The organism is Janthinobacterium sp. OK676 (assembly GCF_900103595.1).
Taxonomy (GTDB): Bacteria; Pseudomonadota; Gammaproteobacteria; order Burkholderiales; family Burkholderiaceae_D; genus Janthinobacterium.
Genome location: NZ_FNHA01000004.1, coordinates 384,760 through 398,957, shown reverse-complemented (window position 1 = coordinate 398,957; position 14,198 = coordinate 384,760). Strand labels below are relative to the sequence as shown.

General features: G+C 62.4%; 13 protein-coding genes and 2 tRNA genes. 4 read left to right on the top strand and 11 right to left on the bottom strand.

From position 1 onward, the window contains the following. Positions 1-10: 10 nt before the first annotated feature. From BLU39_RS11185 to cydD, 3 genes are all read right to left on the bottom strand, one after another. A complete protein-coding gene (locus tag BLU39_RS11185) occupies positions 11-1,588 on the bottom strand; it encodes a cytochrome ubiquinol oxidase subunit I (RefSeq protein ID WP_092712903.1) in 1,578 nt (525 codons plus the stop codon). Between the two features lie 115 nt (positions 1,589-1,703). Next, a complete protein-coding gene (locus BLU39_RS11180; RefSeq protein ID WP_092712901.1) occupies positions 1,704-3,386 on the bottom strand; it encodes an amino acid ABC transporter ATP-binding/permease protein in 1,683 nt (560 codons plus the stop codon). Further along, complete coding sequence (cydD, locus tag BLU39_RS11175; protein ID WP_092712899.1) at positions 3,383-5,071, bottom strand: thiol reductant ABC exporter subunit CydD; 1,689 nt, start codon at positions 5,069-5,071, stop codon at positions 3,383-3,385. Before cydD ends, BLU39_RS11180 begins: the two co-directional genes overlap by 4 nt. A 139-nt stretch (positions 5,072-5,210) precedes the next feature. Between cydD and BLU39_RS11170 the strand changes: the two genes are divergently transcribed. From BLU39_RS11170 to BLU39_RS11160, 3 genes are all read left to right on the top strand, one after another. Continuing rightward, positions 5,211-5,762: a GbsR/MarR family transcriptional regulator gene (locus tag BLU39_RS11170; protein ID WP_170909696.1), complete on the top strand. Its 552-nt coding sequence runs from the start codon at positions 5,211-5,213 to the stop codon at positions 5,760-5,762. Between the two features lie 297 nt (positions 5,763-6,059). Further along, positions 6,060-6,626 (top strand): PEP-CTERM sorting domain-containing protein, encoded by a 567-nt coding sequence (locus BLU39_RS28920; RefSeq protein ID WP_092712897.1) that lies wholly within the window; start codon positions 6,060-6,062, stop codon positions 6,624-6,626. Between the two features lie 160 nt (positions 6,627-6,786). Beyond that, entirely contained in the window at positions 6,787-6,966 is a 180-nt protein-coding gene (locus BLU39_RS11160; RefSeq protein WP_092712895.1) for a hypothetical protein, read from the top strand. Positions 6,967-7,036: 70 nt separating this feature from the next. Here BLU39_RS11160 and BLU39_RS11155 read toward each other — a convergent pair. The 6 genes from BLU39_RS11155 to BLU39_RS11130 all read right to left on the bottom strand — a co-directional run bounded on the left by BLU39_RS11155 (position 7,037) and on the right by BLU39_RS11130 (position 12,466). Further along, a tRNA-Arg gene (locus tag BLU39_RS11155) sits at positions 7,037-7,111 on the bottom strand. A 94-nt stretch (positions 7,112-7,205) separates the two neighbouring features. Beyond that, positions 7,206-7,282: transfer RNA gene (locus BLU39_RS11150), tRNA-Pro, on the bottom strand. A 91-nt stretch (positions 7,283-7,373) separates the two neighbouring features. Continuing rightward, positions 7,374-8,711: a phosphoglucosamine mutase gene (gene glmM, locus BLU39_RS11145; protein ID WP_092712893.1), complete on the bottom strand. Its 1,338-nt coding sequence runs from the start codon at positions 8,709-8,711 to the stop codon at positions 7,374-7,376. Positions 8,712-8,750: 39 nt separating this feature from the next. Then, positions 8,751-9,584 carry a dihydropteroate synthase gene (gene folP, locus BLU39_RS11140; RefSeq protein ID WP_092712891.1) on the bottom strand — a complete coding sequence of 278 codons (834 nt, stop codon included), beginning with the start codon at positions 9,582-9,584 and terminating at the stop codon, positions 8,751-8,753. Between the two features lie 115 nt (positions 9,585-9,699). Next, positions 9,700-11,580, bottom strand: a complete 1,881-nt coding sequence (ftsH, locus tag BLU39_RS11135) for an ATP-dependent zinc metalloprotease FtsH (RefSeq protein WP_092712889.1) — start codon at positions 11,578-11,580, stop codon at positions 9,700-9,702. A gap of 202 nt (positions 11,581-11,782) precedes the next feature. Beyond that, on the bottom strand, positions 11,783-12,466 hold the full coding sequence (locus tag BLU39_RS11130) for an RlmE family RNA methyltransferase (protein WP_034757436.1): 684 nt from the start codon (positions 12,464-12,466) through the stop codon (positions 11,783-11,785). Between the two features lie 42 nt (positions 12,467-12,508). On the opposite strand from BLU39_RS11130, the gene BLU39_RS11125 reads away from it, so the two are divergent. Continuing rightward, positions 12,509-12,979, top strand: coding sequence for a YhbY family RNA-binding protein (locus tag BLU39_RS11125; protein ID WP_010397237.1), 471 nt, complete (start codon positions 12,509-12,511; stop codon positions 12,977-12,979). Between the two features lie 200 nt (positions 12,980-13,179). On the opposite strand, the gene BLU39_RS11120 is transcribed toward BLU39_RS11125, so the two are convergent. Both BLU39_RS11120 and greA read right to left on the bottom strand, forming a co-directional pair. After that, complete coding sequence (locus BLU39_RS11120; RefSeq protein ID WP_175539265.1) at positions 13,180-13,629, bottom strand: DUF4149 domain-containing protein; 450 nt, start codon at positions 13,627-13,629, stop codon at positions 13,180-13,182. Further along, on the bottom strand, positions 13,629-14,105 hold the full coding sequence (greA, locus tag BLU39_RS11115; RefSeq protein WP_092712885.1) for a transcription elongation factor GreA: 477 nt from the start codon (positions 14,103-14,105) through the stop codon (positions 13,629-13,631). The genes BLU39_RS11120 and greA overlap by 1 nt, the downstream gene beginning before the upstream one ends. Between the last annotated feature and the right edge of the window lie 93 nt (positions 14,106-14,198).

Sequence of the window (14,198 nt, the reverse complement as noted above, 5' to 3'; positions counted from 1 at the left end):
CTGGTCCTCCTCAGGCGCGTTGAGTATGAATGGCAGCGGCCGCTGGCACGGGGGCCGGCGCCGTCTCTTGCGGCCCCTTGCGGATGGCCTTGAGCATGAGCTTCATTTCAATAATCAACAGCACGGTGTAGATGGCGGCAAAGCCGGCAATGGTGATCAACAGGGTCGAAGCGCCCAGGTTAGAGACGGCCACGGCCGTCGGCAGCACGCCTTCGATGACCCACGGCTGGCGGCCCGCTTCGGCCACGATCCAGCCCGCCTCGATGGCCACCCACGGCAGCGGGATGGCGAACACGGCCAGCTTCAGCAGCCAGCGGTGCTTGTCCAGCGTGCGGCGCGTCGACAGCACGAAGAAGGTGCCGGTCAACAGGATAAAGAACATGCCCAGGCCCACCATCACGCGGAAAGACCAGAACAACGGCCCCACGGGCGGCACGGTATCGAGCGCGGCCTTGCGGATCTGCTCGGGCGTGGCCTGGCGCGGATCGTCGACATAGCGCTTGAGCAGCAAGGCATAGCCCATGGACTGCCCTTTCGATTCGAACACGTCTTTCGCGTCCTGCGGCACGGGGGCGCCTGGCGCCACGCTGCGGATGGTTTGCAGCGCGTCATACGCCTTGATGCCGTCCTGGATCAGCAGCTCGCCACGGTCGACCAGCTGCTCAATGCCGGGGATTTCCGTCGTCAGCGAACGCGTGCCGATCAAGCCCATCACCATCGGGATGTGCACGGCGTAATGCGTCTCGCGCGCTTTGGCGTCGGGAAAACCGATGGCCGTGAAGGCGGCCGGGGCCGGCTCCGTCGTCCACATGGCCTCAATCGCGGCCAGTTTCATCTTTTGATGTTCCGACGACAGGTAGCCGCTTTCATCACCGAGCACCACCACCGACAAGGTGGCGGCCAGGCCGAACGAGGCGGCCACCGTCATCGAACGCTTGGCCAGCTGTACGTGGCGGCCCTTCAGCAGATACCAGGCGGAAATACCGAGCACGAAAATCGATGCCGCCGTGTAACCGGCCGACACCGTGTGCACGAATTTCGCCTGCGCCACCGGGTTCGTCAGCACGGCGCCGAAATCCGTCACTTCCATGCGCATGGTCTGCGGATTGAAGGCCGCACCGACGGGATTTTGCATCCAGCCGTTGGCGATCAGGATCCACAACGCCGAGAAGTTCGAGCCGATGGCCACCAGCCAGGTCGTGACCAGATGGCCCCGCTTTGACAGCTTGTCCCAGCCGAAGAAGAACAGGCCGACGAAGGTCGCTTCCAGGAAGAAGGCCATCAAGCCTTCGATGGCCAGCGGCGCGCCGAAAATGTCGCCCACGTAATGGCTGTAATAGCTCCAGTTCATGCCGAACTGGAATTCCATGACGACACCCGTCGCCACGCCCATGGCGAAGTTGATGCCGAACAAGACACCCCAGAACTTGGTCATGTCGCGCCAGATGGGACGGTTCGTCATCACGTAGACCGTCTCCATGATGGCGAGCAGCACTGACAGGCCTATCGTCAGCGGAACGAATATAAAGTGGTACAGAGCTGTCAGCGCGAACTGCAGTCTGGATAAAGCGACAATATCGAAGTCCATATGATTTCCTTGGTGTTTCCCTAATGTAATTGTAGACTTGGTATCTATCTGATGTAATTCGATTGCTACCGTCCCTCATGCCGGCGGACGGCAGCGCCTGTGTCTCCGTTCTGTCTTAATCTCCGCGCAATCCCGCCATGGCCGTGTCGAAGGCCGGTGTGCCACGGCGCGCGTCGCCCACGATACGGCCATCGCGCAGGCTGACCAGCCTGTCAGCCAGCGCCGCTTCGCGCCGCAAGTGGGTTGCAATCAGCAAGGTACGTCCTTCGCTGCGCGCGCGCAGGCGCCGCAGGACGTCGATCGCCGTCTGGGCATTGAGCGCTTCCGTCGCTTCGTCCAGCAGCCACAAGGTCGATTCATGCAGGAACAGCCGCGCCAGCGCCAGGCGCCGCGCCTGGCCGCCCGACAAACCCAGGCCGCCCTCGCCCAGCATGGTGTCAAGGCCGCCCGCAAACGCACGCACCTCGTCATCCAGGCCGGCCGATTGCAGCGCCGCCCACAGCTGCGCATCGCTGGCGGACGGGTCGGCCAGGCGCAGGTTGTCGCGCAAGCTGTCCTGGAACAATTCCGTCTTCTGCATGAACAGGCAGGCGCGCGGCGCGGCCACCTTGCCCGACATTGGCGCCAGTTCGCGCGCGGCGATGGCCAGCAGGGTCGACTTGCCCGCGCCGCTGGGGCCGATCAAGGCCACGCGCTCGCCATGCGCGATGTGCAGGGAAATATCATGCAAGATGGCGGCATGGCTGCCCGCATGGGCGGCGCTGACGTGGTCCAGGCGCAAGCCCGGTACGCAGTCAGCCGGCGGCGCGGCGATCTCTTCAACCTCCAGGCGCGGCGCCAGCCGGCGCATGGCCAGCAGCATGCGTCCCGCTTCCAGCGCGCCGCGGCGCAGTCCCGCAAACGGTTCCACGGCAGTCAGGGCGATCAGCAAAGCCAGGGCCGCCAGCGGCACGCTCATGGCGTGCTGCTGCACCAGCGCGGCCACGGCCAGCAGCACGCCAGCCAGGGTCGCGCTGCCGGCCACGCCATACGCGGCGCCGGCCGCCGTTTCCAGGCGCAGCAGAGCCATGTCCGCTTGCGCCAGCGACTGGTCGATCCGGCCCAGCGCAGCGCACTGGGCATCGATGCGGCCCGCCATCACCAGGTCCGTCTGGCCGGCCACCAGGTCGATGGCGCCGGAACGCAATTTTTCGATGGCGCGCGAACGCACGATGGAGGGACGGCGGGCGCGTAGCGCGACGATCCAGCCGATGCCGCCGCCGGCGGCCAGCAGCCACACGGCCAGGCCCAGGCCCAGCTGCCACTGCATCACGCCCAGCGCCACGCCGGCCAGCAGGGCCGCGCACAGGGCCGTGAAGGCCGGCACGAGCAGGCGCAAGTACAGCGATTCGAGCGCGTCGATATCGGCCGTCAGGCGGAACAGCAGCTTGGCCGGCTGGCGCAGCAGGCGGCTGGCCGCTTCCGGGCGCGACCAGCCACGGAACAGGCGCACGCGGATGCTGGCCAGCGCGGCGAACGTGGCGTCGTGCGCGACGAGCCGCTCCGCATAGCGCGAACCCGTGCGGCCGATGGCCAGCAGGCGGATGCCGGCCGACGGGCCGAAGACGTCGAACACGATGGCCGTCGAGGCGTGCAAGCCGGCAATCGACGTGGCCGTGATAAACCAGCCGGACAAGCCCAATAACGCCATGCCGGCCACCGCCGTCAGCGCCGCCAGCAAGGCGCCCCCGATCAGCTTGCGGGGCTGGGCCAGCAGCAATTGCCGCAAGACGGGGTTCGATATGAGTGAAGTTTTCATGCGCGCAACTCCTGCACTTGGGCATGCGCATCGACCTGCACCGTGCGCTGCAGGCGGCCAGCCAGCACGGGGTCGTGCGTGGCGACGATCATCGTCTTGCCTTGCGCCAGTACCAGCAGGGCGTCCGTCACACGCGCCGCCGTTTCGCTATCCAGGTGGGCCGTCGGTTCATCGACGAGCAGCAAATCCGCATGCGGATGCATGGCCACGCGGGCCAGGGCCAGGCGCACGGCTTCGCCGCCGGACAAGCCCTGACCGCCATCGCTGAGCATGACGGCCGGCTGCGCCTGCGCCACGGCAGCTAGGTCGGCCAGGTGCAGCGCCTGCGTCACGTGCGCGGCACTGGCGCCCACGCGGCCCAGGGTCACGTTCTGGCTGACGGACGCGGCAAACACGTGGGGGCGCTGGCCCATCCACGCCATGCGCTGGCGCAAGGTATTGACGGTGCTGTTGGTCAGGCGCACGCCGCCGATGCGGATCTCGCCGCCGCTGGCGGGCAGCAGGCCGGCCAGCAGGGACAGCAAGGTGGTCTTGCCCGCGCCGCTGGCACCCAGCAGGGCCACGTGTTCGCCCGCGCGCACGGCCAGGTCGAAGCCGTCGAACACGGGCGCTTCGCCCGGATGGGCAAAGCGCAATTGCTGGAGGTCCACGGCGGGCGCCGCCGCCACGGCCATGGCGGCGGTCGAGACGGCCGCCACTTCCACGCCAGCGCCAGGCAGGGGCACGCCATAGGCCGCCAGGTCGTGCAAGCTGGCCAGACCCGCTTCGCCGGCCGCCTTGTCGTGCCAGACGGCGGCCAGTTCGCGCAGCGGCTCGAAGAAGGCGGGCGCCAGCAGCAGGATGAACATGCCCTGCCCCAAGGTCAGTTCCCGGCCCCAGGTGCCGAAATTGATGCTGCCCAGCAAGGAGAAACCGATGAAGGCGGCCACCATGGCGACACCGAGCGCGGAAAACAATTCCAGTACGGCGGACGACAAAAAAGCGATGCGCAGCACCACCATCGTGCGCCGGCGCACGGATTGCGAGGAGGCGTCCAGCCGTTCGGCCGTGGCGTCGACGGCGCCCAGCGCGCGCAAGGTGGCCAGGCCGCGCAGGCGGTCCAGCAGAAAGGCGTTCATGCTGCCCATTTCCACCATCTGCGCGCGGCTGGCCGCTTGCGCGCCCATGCCCACCAGGGCCATGAAGACAGGAATCAGGGGCGCGGCGATCAGCAGGATCAGCGCGGCGATCCACGACAGCGGCGTCACCACGGCGAGGATCACGAACGGCACGAGCATCACCTTCCAGCGCGCGGGCTTGTAGCGCACCAGATACGGCACGATGGCTTCGGCCTGTTCGGCGATGACGCTGGCCGCCTGGCCCGACTGGGCGCGCTGGCGGTCCAGCGGCGAACGGCGCGCCAGCGCTTGCGCCACTTGCGCGCGCAAGGTGGACAGGTGCGCGCGCGCCGCCGCATACATGCGCCGCGCGCCCCACGCTTCGCAGACGGCGCGCAGCACGCCCAGCAGCAGCACGCCGGCGGCCGGCGCCAGCGCGGCGCGCCAGCCGGCGCCATCGAGCATGGCTTGCACGGCCCAGGCCAGCAAAGCCGCTTGCGGCAGCCACAGCAAGGCGGCACCGCCTTGCGCCAGGCTGGCGGCACGGGGAAGAATAAAGCGGGGCAGAGACAAGGGCGTGGTCGGCATCTTCTATACTTCTTGAGTTTTCAGAATTTTCTGTAAATTCGATATTTTGTATAATACTGCGAAACATGACATATATCAATTGACCCCACCAGTATGGCGTGAAAAAATTCAGATAATTATGAAAACTCAACATATCCAAATGACGCCGCTGATCCTGACCTTCGTCAGCCATTTCGGCGAGATGGGCAGCCGCTGGGGCTTTAACCGTACGGTGGGACAAGTGTACGCCTTGTTATTTGTCGCGGAGCACCCTTTGCACGCGGATGAAATCGCCGAACACCTGAGTTTTTCGCGCTCGAACGTGAGCATCGGCTTGAAGGAATTGCAGGGCTGGGGCTTGATACGCCAGTCGCGTATACCTGGCGACCGGCGCGAGTATTTCTCCTCGCTGGGCGACGTGTGGCAAATCTTCCGCGTCGTGGCCGCCGAGCGTCGCCGCCGCGAAGTGGCGCCCACCCTGACGGTGCTGCGCGAATCGCTGCTGGCGCCGGCCACGGAGCCAGTCGACCAGTATGCGCAGGAACGCATGCGCGAAATGTATGAACTGGTCGACCTGGCCAACACCTGGTTCGACGACTTGCAGCGCCTGTCGCCCGAATCGATGGCGCAACTGATGAAAATGGGCGCCAAGGTACAAAAGCTGCTCAACGCCAAGGATCGCCTGTTTGGCGTCAGCAACAACAGCGACTGAAGCCCTCCCCTCGCCACAACCGGGACGCCGCCAGCACAAGCTGGCGCGCCTTGTCACGCCATTTCCCCACGTCATGTTGGCCATTACTAGCACAGCCATACATAGCCGTATGCGATGTTGTCAACTGAACCAATAGTATTATTTAAATTGTATTAATTTATATCAAGAGTAAGCTTGCATTTGCGTACTCTCTACGCACAGGAAATAGATAAAAACGGGCAATGGGATGACTTCCCCGGCATGTAGGGACGCGTCCCAACACGATGAAGCGACTGTCTCAAGCACAAGGGGATTTTCATGAAAAGCGTAAAGAGCATTGCCATCAAGGCATCCATGCTGGCTGCCGTAACGGTACTAGCTGGCGCAGCACAGGCTGCCACGTGGGTGGACGTGGGGCCGGCCAGCGGTTTCGTCATCGCCGGCAGCACCGTCACCTATTCGCCGTCGCCGGCACTGCAGGTGAAATATTATGACGACAATCTGGTGCCACAGAGCCCCTCGGACATCCAGGGTTACATCAATGGCGTGTTCGGCACCACCCTGGGCGCCGCCGTCTCGATTTGCGACAACCCCACCTCGGGCTGCAGCGCCGGCACCACGGGAGGCTTGAGCGGCGGCGTCAACTCTTATACGAGCGCGGCCGCCTATGACTACTTGGCCATCCACTTCGGGCAGGGAGAACTCGTGTTCCACTGGGCCGCCCCTGTGGCTGCCGGCACCACCTTCACGGTGGCAGGCCTGCCCAAGGATCTGAGCAATTACAGGGCCTTCACTTCCGCCGTGCCGGAACCTGAAACCTATGCCATGCTGCTCGCCGGCCTGGGCCTGCTGGGCTTCCTGGCACGCCGCCGCCAGGGAAAGTAAGCATCATCGGCGGCAGCGGCGCACCAGCGCCCGCTGCCGCTTTCCATGCCAACCGCATCTTTACACCGCGCTTGCGGCGCAAGACCCGCTTTTTACACCATCTTTAGACTTCCCTCGCTATGCTCGACGGCATCCACTGCTGACCGAAGAGGGAATCATCATGCACGAACAACCGTTTCAGCCACGCGCGCGCAGCGTGATCCGCCAGCACCTGCCCGTAGGGGAACGGCTGCGCCTGGCCCGGCTGGCCAGCAAGAAAATCGTATCGCTATTGTCTGCGCTGCTGTGCGCGGCGCCGCTGTTGTATTTGCTGGGCGTGGTAATATTTGCGCAGCCGTGAGGCGGCCTGCAGGCGAACGATGGAAGGTGATGGAATGCGACAGGCTGTCGCGCAGATGACCAGCAAGGACTGGTCCGCCCAGAGGGAATCGAACCCCCATTCACGGTTTAGAAGACCGTTGTCCTATCCGTTGAACGATGGGCGGAAAGGTGCAGCATTTTAGTCCATGCGCGCCGACAATGCCAAGGCGCCGCACAATAGAAAACGGGCTGTCATCTCTGACAGCCCGCTTATGACTTTGGTCGGAGTACAAGGATTCGAACCTTGGACCCCCTGGTCCCAAACCAGGTGCGCTACCGGGCTGCGCCACACTCCGAAGACAAGATAATAACGCCTCCACCCAATTTCGTCAATTGCCCCAAGCGAATTAGATGGAAATAACTATCGTCCCTGCCCCTTGCATCCCCTCAAGCGCCGACTTTATCGGCGATGCGGCGCGCCATGCTCTCGGCCTTTTCCTTGTCCTTGGCTTCCACCATCACGCGGATCAGCGGTTCGGTGCCCGAAGCGCGGATCAGCACGCGGCCCGTGTCGCCCAGTTCCGCCTCGACCAGCTCTTTCTCGGCCACCATGGCGGCATTTTTCTGCCAGTCGAAACCGGGCGCCACGCGCAGATTGATCAGGGTTTGCGGGAACAGCACCAGTTCGGCCAGACACTGCTGCAGGCTCTGGCCGCTGCGCTTGAGTGCGGACAACACTTGCAGCGCGGATACGATACCGTCGCCCGTCGTGTGCCGGTCCAGGCACAGCAAATGGCCCGAGCCCTCGCCACCCAAGATCCAGCCCTTTTCCTTCATGACTTCCAGCACGTAGCGGTCGCCCACCTTGGCGCGCGCAAAGCCGATGCCCTGCTGCTTGAACAGCACTTCCAGCGCCATGTTGGTCATCAGGGTGCCGACGGCGCCCGCGACGGGACCTGTTGCCAGGCGGTCCTTGACCATGACGTACAACAACTCGTCGCCGTTGTACAAGCGGCCCGTGGCGTCGCACATGATCAGGCGGTCGGCGTCGCCATCGAGGGCGATGCCGAGATCGGCGCCGTGCTCGACGACGGCAGCCGCCATGGCCTTCGTTGCCGTGGCACCGAAGCCCGCATTGATATTGAAACCATCGGGCTTGTTGCCGATGGCGATGACTTCCGCGCCCAGCTCATGGAATACGTGCGGGGCGATATGGTAGGCGGCGCCATGCGCGCAATCGACGACGATCTTCAGGCCGCGCAAGTCCAGCTCGTTCGGGAAGGTGCTTTTGCAAAATTCGATGTAGCGGCCTTGGGCATCGTCCAGGCGCTTGGCGCGGCCCAGCTTGTCCGACGGCACGCAAGACATGGGCTCGTCGAGCGCCGCTTCGATTTCCAGCTCCACGCTGTCGGGCAGCTTGGTGCCCTGGCCGGAAAAGAACTTGATGCCATTGTCGTGATACGGATTGTGCGAGGCGGAAATGACCACCCCGGCCGACAGGCGCAACGCCCGCGTCAGGTAGGCGATCGCCGGCGTCGGCATGGGACCGGCCAGCATCACGTCCACGCCGGCGGCCGACAAGCCCGCTTCCAGCGCCGCTTCCAGCATGTAGCCGGAAATGCGCGTGTCCTTGCCGATCAGCACAGTCGGGCGCGCCTTGCCGCCTTGCGACTTGGCCAGCACCTTGCCGGCCGCATAGCCGAGGCGCATGACGAAATCGGGGGTAATCGGAGCCGTGCCCACCAAGCCGCGAATGCCATCGGTGCCAAAATATTTACGCGTCATAGTTTTCTCTTTTTGTTGTTTATAATGAATCTTACAGGCTCAGTGCGCCATGCGCCAGACCTTCAGTGCATCGACGGTTTCAGCCACGTCATGCACACGGATAATTTCCGCACCTTGCGCTACCGCAGCCAGCGCACCGGCAACGCTGCCGGCTAGGCGCTGCTCGACGGGGCGGCCCGTCACGGCGCCTATCATCGACTTGCGCGACAGCCCGGCCAGCACGGGCAGGCCCAGCTCGCTGCGCAGCTGGCGCGTGGCGCGCAGCAAGGCATAGTTCTGCTCCATCGTCTTGCCAAAGCCAAAGCCGGGGTCGACGCACAGGCGTTCGGGTGCGATGCCGGCCGCCGTCATCGTGTCGATACGCTCGCGCAGGAAGTCGATGACCTCGCGCACCACGTCCTCGTACTGCGGCTGGTCCTGCATGGTTTGCGGCACGCTTTGCATGTGCATGATGCACAGCGCGCAGTCGCTGTCCCGCACGGCCTCGATGGCGCCCGGCGCGCGGAAACCGTTGATGTCGTTGATCATGTCGGCGCCCGCCAGAATGGCTTCGCGCATCACTTCCGGCTTGTATGTATCGACGGACAGAGGCTTGCCGCAGTCGCGCAAGGCGTACAGCACCGGCATGACGCGCGCAAGCTCGTCCTGCAGCGGCAGCGGCGGCGCGCCGGGGCGGCTCGATTCGCCGCCGATGTCGATGATGTCGGCGCCATCCAGCATCATCTGCTCGGCGCGCGAAATGGCAAACTCCAGGTGTTGATACTGGCCCGCATCGGAAAACGAGTCGGGCGTGATGTTCAGGATACCCATCACCAGCGCCTGCGTGCCCTGCAGGTTGAAGCCGAAACGGCCGAATTGCAAATAGTGTCGCATGTGAATCTTTGTAGTCGTCAGGAAAAAACTGCCGCGGCAACGAAAAAGGGCAAGGATTGCTCCTTACCCTCGTTCTTGCCATACCCTTGCGTGTCGTCCGTCAGGGCGGCCCTTATCAGGCTGGCGCCGTCACGTTTGGCGAGATGCCGCCCGTGCCGCTGTCGCCCGCATTGCGGCGTGGCGGAATGACCTTCGGTGGACGCGGCTCCAGGCCGGCCATGATGTCATTGATTTGCTCGGCATCGATGGTTTCCCATTCCAGCAAGGCTTTGGTCATCATTTCGACCTTGTCGCGGTTGCCTTCCAGCAAGGTACGCGCCAATGCATATTGCTTGTCGAGAATGTTGCGGATTTCAGCATCGACCTTTTGCTGGGTCGCTTCCGAGATCGTCTTGGTGGCGCCACCGAAGAAACCTTCGTTTTCGCTGTCTTCGTAGACCATCACGCCCATGCTGTCGGACATGCCGAAGCGGGTCACCATGGAACGGGCCAGCTTGGTGGCACGCGAAAAATCGTTCGACGCGCCCGTGGACATTTGGCCCACGAAAATCTCTTCGGCGATACGGCCACCGAACAGGATGGAAATTTCTTCCAGCATCTTGTCCTTGTAGGCGGACAAGTTGTCGTGTTCCGGCAGCTGCCAGGTCAGGCCCAGGGCCCAGCCGCGCGGCATGATCGTCACTTTATGCACGGGATCGGCCTTTGGCAGCAGCTTGGCCACGACGGCGTGACCGGACTCATGGTAAGCCGTATTGCGGCGCTCTTCCTCGCGGATGATCATCGACTTACGTTCCGGACCCATGTAGATCTTGTCCTTCGCATCTTCGAAGTCGATCATTTCCACCAGGCGCTTGCTGCGGCGCGCCGCGAACAGGGCTGCCTCGTTGACGAGGTTGGCCAGGTCCGCGCCCGAGAAACCAGGGGTGCCGCGGGCCAGGATATCGGCTTTCACGTCGGTACCGATGGGCACTTTGCGCATGTGCACGTTCAAGATCTGTTCGCGGCCGCGGATATCGGGCAAGCCGACGGACACCTGGCGGTCGAAACGGCCTGGACGCAGCAGCGCTTTGTCGAGCACGTCGGCGCGGTTGGTGGCGGCCACGACGATCACGCCGGAGTTCGCTTCAAAACCGTCCATCTCGACCAGCAGCTGGTTCAAGGTCTGTTCGCGCTCGTCATTGCCGCCGCCCATGCCGGCGCCGCGGTGACGGCCGACAGCGTCGATCTCGTCGATGAAGATGATGCACGGCGAATGCTTTTTCGCGTTCTCGAACATGTCGCGGACGCGGCTGGCGCCTACGCCAACGAACATTTCCACGAAGTCGGAACCGGAAATCGAGAAGAACGGCACCTTGGCTTCGCCGGCGATGGCGCGCGCCAGCAGGGTTTTACCCGTGCCAGGAGGACCGACCATCAACACGCCGCGGGGAATGCGGCCGCCCAGTTTCTGGAATTTGCTCGGATCTTTGAGGAAGTCGACCACTTCGTTGACTTCTTCTTTCGCTTCGTCGCAACCGGCGACATCGGCGAAGGTGACGGTGTTGCTGGCTTCATCCATCATGCGCGCCTTCGACTTGCCGAACGAGAATGCCCCGCCCTTGCCGCCGCCTTGCATCTGACGCATGAAGAAGACCCACACGCCGATCAACAGCAGCATGGGGAACCAGGAAACAAAAATAGTTTGCAGGAAAGACGCTTCCTCGGGCGGACGCACATCGAAATGCACGCCATTGTCGCGCAAGTCGCCGATCAGGCCCTTGTCGAGGCTGGTGGCGGTGGTACGCACCTTGGTGTCGTCCATCAGCTTGGCGGTGATCGACGAACCTTCGATCACGACATCCTTGACGCGCTTGGCTTTGACTTCATCCAGCAAATCGGAATAAGCGATGGCCTTGCTGCCGCCTGTGGCGCCATGACTGTCGAATTGCTTGAACAGCATGAACAACAGCAGCAATACGACTACCCAGATGGCAGATTTGGAAAACATGTTATTCACGAAGACTCCTTGGATGCAGTGCGCATCTCTTTACCTATAGCTAGAAACACGATTTTACTCGCAATAAGCGGGCCGTGCCAAAGCCCGCCGATCCGTGCGCGCGAAAAAACCGCGTTCACGCAAAAAAGTGCAGTATAAACAATTTAGGCTTTTATACCATCAGACGCTACTGCACTTCTCGTTCCCATGTGCGGATTCCCCCTTAAATATCAAGGGCGGAATCATCTTCTTCAACGGCATTTTTCAGCGGATTCTTGATTCCCCGCCCCATCAGGAAGATTTCCGACGATTTATCGCGGCTGGCCTTCGGTTTTTTCTGCACCACGACCTTGAATTCAGCGCGGAATTTCTCCACGATCTGGCTGAAACCCATGTCTTTAAAGCATTTCACCAGCAATACGCCCGATGGTTTCAAATGCAATTGCGAAAATTCGATGGCCAGATCGATCAGATGTTCCATGCGCGCGGCGTCCGCCGTGGCGATGCCCGACAGATTGGGCGCCATGTCCGACAGGACCAGGTCCACCTTGCGGCCCTGCAACACCACCTCCAGCTGGCGCAGCACGCGCGCTTCGCGGAAGTCGCCCTGGATGAAGTGGAAATCGGCGATCGGTTCCATTTCCAGCATGTCCAGGCCAATCAGGGTACCATTGACCCCGCCGCCGTCCTTGCCGGCCAGCTTGCGCCGCGTGTACTGGGCCCAGCTGCCGGGAGTGCAACCAAGGTCGACAATCACCTGGCCAGGTTTGATCAGTTTCTCGTCTTCATCGATTTCTTTGAGCTTGTATGCTGCCCGGGCGCGGTAGCCCTCTTTTTGCGCCAACTTCACATAAGGATCATTTATGTGGTCGTGCAACCAGTTTTTGTTTAATTTCTTCTTTGCCATTCGCGTAGAATACTGCTTTTAAGGGAATTACTAAATATTATTATGCTAAAACTTACACCCGTAGAGCGCAGCGCACTGCGCGCCGAAGCACACGCGCTGAAGCCTATCGTCATCATTGGCGAAGCGGGCTTGACACCTGCTGTCCTCAAAGAGATCGACCTTGGCCTGGATTCGCACGGCCTGATTAAAGTCCGCGTGTTCGGCGACGACCGCGAAGCCCGCGTCGGAATGTACGATACGATTTGCGGCAATCTCGGCGCCGCCCCGGTACAACATATTGGCAAACTGCTGGTAATCTACCGTCCGAAAAAAGAAGTGGTTAAGGAGAAGGTCAGCGCCGGCAAAGGCATGCGCGAAGTGACCATCGTCAAGGCCAGCGCCAGCGGCACCAAGCGCCCCAGCGTGACGAAAGTCATGATCAAGGGCAATGAGCGCGTTACCGAAGGCGGTTCCATCAAGCGTGCCAAGCCACGTCAGAAAAGCGCCAAGAAAAGCGCACTGGGCAGCAAGTAAGCCTGTCGTTCAGCAGCCGCAAGGCTGTTGAAACAAGAAGCGGAGCAAGGGATCTTCCCTGCTCCGCTTTTTTATTGCAATTGCGCTTGTCGGATTACGCGCTGCGCGCTAATCCGACCTACGATGCTGTTACCGCCAACGTCCGTAGGTCGGATTAGCGGGGCCGCAGGCCACGCGTAATCCGACACACACGGCAACAATTACTGCTGCTTCCAGATCAGCACGCCCGCCAGCAAGCTCTGCACGGCAAAGATCACGGTCGACACGCCATGCAGCATGCCGAAGCGGCTGCGCATGGCCTCGTCCATGATGCCGGATGCCCCCTGGGCTTGCGCCTTGAGTTCGGCCATCAGCGGCGAGATGCCGAAATGGCTGATCAACGCGCACACCAGCATCGACAGCACCAGCGCCCCCAAGAGGCGGCGGCGCTTCAGTTCCAGCGCGCCGGGCGCCCATTGCAGCAAGGCCAGCAGTATCAAGGCGCAGGCGATGGACAGCCACGCTTCGGCGCGGAACATGCTGCCGGCGATATTGCCTGCCAGCACTCTGTCGCTCAAGGTGCCGAACAAGGTGGGCGCCACGATGAAGCCGATAGTCCACAGGCTGCCAGCCCACAGGGTGGCAACGAGGAGGCGCACGCGGGCGAGCATCAGATGTACAGCACTTCCAGGATTTCGTATTCGCGCGGACCGGACGGCGCCTGCACTTCCACCACGTCGCCGGCATACTTGCCGATCAGCGCGCGGGCGATCGGCGACGTCACGGACACCTTGTTCATTTTCAGGTCCGCTTCATCGAGGCCGACGATCTGGTACGTGACTTTCTGGCCCGACTCCAGGTCTTCCAGGTTCACGGTCGAGGCAAACACCACGCGGCCTTCCGCGTCGAGCGTGGTCGGGTCGATGATCTGTGCCGCACCCAGCTTGCCTTCGAGTTCGGCGATGCGGCCTTCCACGAAAGCCTGGCGCTCCTTGGCGGCATCGTACTCGGCGTTTTCCGACAGGTCTCCGTGCGAACGCGCTTCGGCGATCGCATCGATGACGATGCGGCGTTCCTTGGTCTTCAAATGATGCAGCTCTTCTTTCAAGAGTTCTGCGCCGTATTTGGTCAATGGGACTGAGGTCATGTTATCTCTACTATCTGCTAGTTATCGGCGCCGTTGCAGCGTGTTGCCACGTTTAACGGCCTTACCAAGTGAAAACCACAGAGGCCGCGCGCT

Excerpts from the sequence above, each read along its gene's own strand:
- BLU39_RS11185 (WP_092712903.1), bottom strand. The coding sequence starts at position 1,588 with ATGGACTTCGATATTGTCGCTTTATCCAGACTGCAGTTCGCGCTGACA.
- BLU39_RS11180 (WP_092712901.1), bottom strand. The coding sequence starts at position 3,386 with ATGAAAACTTCACTCATATCGAACCCCGTCTTGCGGCAATTGCTGCTG.
- cydD (WP_092712899.1), bottom strand. The coding sequence starts at position 5,071 with ATGCCGACCACGCCCTTGTCTCTGCCCCGCTTTATTCTTCCCCGTGCC.
- BLU39_RS11170 (WP_170909696.1), top strand. The coding sequence starts at position 5,211 with ATGACGCCGCTGATCCTGACCTTCGTCAGCCATTTCGGCGAGATGGGC.
- BLU39_RS28920 (WP_092712897.1), top strand. The coding sequence starts at position 6,060 with ATGAAAAGCGTAAAGAGCATTGCCATCAAGGCATCCATGCTGGCTGCC.
- BLU39_RS11160 (WP_092712895.1), top strand. The coding sequence starts at position 6,787 with ATGCACGAACAACCGTTTCAGCCACGCGCGCGCAGCGTGATCCGCCAG.
- glmM (WP_092712893.1), bottom strand. The coding sequence starts at position 8,711 with ATGACGCGTAAATATTTTGGCACCGATGGCATTCGCGGCTTGGTGGGC.
- folP (WP_092712891.1), bottom strand. The coding sequence starts at position 9,584 with ATGCGACACTATTTGCAATTCGGCCGTTTCGGCTTCAACCTGCAGGGC.
- BLU39_RS11130 (WP_034757436.1), bottom strand. The coding sequence starts at position 12,466 with ATGGCAAAGAAGAAATTAAACAAAAACTGGTTGCACGACCACATAAAT.
- BLU39_RS11125 (WP_010397237.1), top strand. The coding sequence starts at position 12,509 with ATGCTAAAACTTACACCCGTAGAGCGCAGCGCACTGCGCGCCGAAGCA.
- BLU39_RS11120 (WP_175539265.1), bottom strand. The coding sequence starts at position 13,629 with ATGCTCGCCCGCGTGCGCCTCCTCGTTGCCACCCTGTGGGCTGGCAGC.
- greA (WP_092712885.1), bottom strand. The coding sequence starts at position 14,105 with ATGACCTCAGTCCCATTGACCAAATACGGCGCAGAACTCTTGAAAGAA.